Origin of the sequence: Micromonospora sp. NPDC051296, from assembly GCF_040682255.1 — a bacterium.
GTDB classification, from domain to species: Bacteria; Actinomycetota; Actinomycetes; order Mycobacteriales; family Micromonosporaceae; genus Micromonospora; species Micromonospora craterilacus.
Genome location: NZ_JBFBAO010000610.1, coordinates 1 through 2,088 on the forward strand (window position 1 = coordinate 1; position 2,088 = coordinate 2,088).

Genomic DNA, 2,088 nt, shown 5'->3' on the forward strand with positions numbered 1-2,088 from the left:
CAGCGCCGCCACCGCCGACCTGTACCGCCGCTGACCGGCTCTGCCGAGAACCCTTGGGAGGGTTGATGAACTTCGACTTCGCCGACCAGGCGCCGAAATTCATGATGTTGCTGTGGGGGCTGGTCGGCTTCGCGGTGGTGGTCGGCGGCCTGCTCGTCCTGCTCGACGTGGTCCCGGCCCACTTCGCCCGGCGCCGCGAGGCGCTACTCGTCGCCGCGTCCGCCAGCGGCGCACCGCTGCCCCGGCGGACCAAGCCCCGCGAGGGGCTGTTCGCGCTGTTCTTCCTGCTGCCGACGGTGCTGCTGCTGCTGATCGGCCTGGTCGTCCCGGCGATCCGGACCACGCTGTTGTCGTTCATGGACGGCAACAGCGAGAACTGGGTCGGCCTGGACAACTACCGCTGGATGTTCGCCGAGGACTCGATCCTGCGGGTGCTGCTCAACACCCTGATCTGGGTGACCCTGGTCCCGCTGTTGGCGACCTCCATCGGTCTGCTCTACGCCGTCCTGGTCGACAAGGCCCGGCTGGAGGTCGTGGCGAAGTCGCTGATCTTCATGCCGATGGCGATCTCGTTCGTCGGCGCCGCCATCATCTGGCGGTTCGTGTACGCCTACCGGGCCGAGGGCGAGGACCAGATCGGCCTGCTCAACCAGATCGTGGTCAGCCTCGGCGGCGAACCACGGCAGTGGTTGCTGGACTCACCGCTGAACACGCTGCTGCTCATCGTGATCATGGTGTGGATCCAGGCTGGCTTCGCCATGGTGGTGCTCTCCGCGGCGATCAAGGCCATTCCGGCCGACATCGTCGAGGCGGCCCGCCTCGACGGAGTCGGCCCCTGGCAGATGTTCTGGCAGATCACCCTGCCCAGCATCCGGTCCGCGCTGATCGTGGTGGTGGTCACCATCTCGATCGCCACGCTGAAGGTCTTCGACATCGTCCGCACCGCGACCAACGGCAACTACGACACCAGCGTGATCGCGAACGAGATGTACAACCAGGCGTTCCGGTACGGCCAGAACGGGCAGGGCTCCGCCCTGGCGGTCTTCCTCTTCGTGCTGGTGGTACCGATCGTGATCTTCCAGATCCGCAACCTGCGTCGGCAGCGACGGGAGGGCTGAGATGACCACCACCACTCCCCCGGTCACCGCCGGCACCCAGGACACCAGCGGACGGTCCACCCGGGCGTCCCGGGTACGCAAGCGGCTGAGCGGCCGCACCGCGACCCTGGTCACGATCGTCATCGCGGTCGTCTGGACCATCCCGACCTTCGGCCTGTTCGTCTCCTCGTTCCGGCCGGAGGCGCAGCTCAAGACCACCGGCTGGTGGACCTTCTTCAGCGACCCCCAGTTCACCTTGCAGAACTACCAGGACGTGTTGTTCGGGCGGAACGCCTCATCCGGGCAGCTGGCCGCCTACTTCATCAACTCGGTGGTAATCACCCTGCCGTCGGTGCTGTTCCCGATCGCGTTCGCGGCGCTGGCCGCGTACGCCCTGGCCTGGATCAACTTCCGGGGTCGGGACTGGCTCTACATCAGCATCTTCGCGCTACAGATCGTGCCGCTGCAGATGGCCCTGGTGCCGCTGCTGAGCTTCTTCTCGCGCGGAGTCAGCCTGGGCGGCGTCACCCTGATGCCCGCCTGGAACCTCGACGGCGCGCAGAACTTCGCCCAGGTGTGGTTCGCGCACACCTGCTTCGCCCTGCCGTTCGCTGTGTACCTGCTGCACAACTTCATCTCGCAACTGCCGAAGGACCTGATGGAGGCGGCCCGGGTCGACGGGGCCACCCACCCCAAGATCTTCCGCACCATCATCCTGCCCCTGATCGCGCCCGCCCTGGCCGCGCTCGGCATCTTCCAGTTCCTCTGGGTCTGGAACGACCTGCTGGTCGCGCTGATCTTCGCCGGTGGCAGCGACGTCACCGCACCACTCACCGTCCGGCTGGCCGAGCTGGCCGGCACCCGCGGCAACGAGTGGCAACGGTTGACCGCCGGAGCGTTCGTCTCGATCGTCGTACCGCTGATCGTGTTCCTGTCGTTGCAGCGCTACTTCGTTCGAGGGCTGCTCTCCGGCAGCGTCAAGGGCTGATCC

General features: G+C 66.7%; 2 protein-coding genes. Both read left to right on the top strand.

Annotated features, from left to right (window positions below; genetic code table 11):
* Positions 1-65: 65 nt before the first annotated feature.
* Complete coding sequence (locus AB0M52_RS33465) at positions 66-1,118, top strand: sugar ABC transporter permease (RefSeq protein WP_363961848.1); 1,053 nt, start codon at positions 66-68, stop codon at positions 1,116-1,118.
* A 1-nt stretch (position 1,119) separates the two neighbouring features.
* Positions 1,120-2,085, top strand: coding sequence for a carbohydrate ABC transporter permease (locus tag AB0M52_RS33470; protein WP_363961849.1), 966 nt, complete (start codon positions 1,120-1,122; stop codon positions 2,083-2,085).
* Positions 2,086-2,088: the final 3 nt, after the last annotated feature.

Coding starts and splice junctions, on each gene's coding strand:
- AB0M52_RS33465 (WP_363961848.1), top strand. CDS start 66: ATGAACTTCGACTTCGCCGACCAGGCGCCGAAATTCATGATGTTGCTG.
- AB0M52_RS33470 (WP_363961849.1), top strand. CDS start 1,120: ATGACCACCACCACTCCCCCGGTCACCGCCGGCACCCAGGACACCAGC.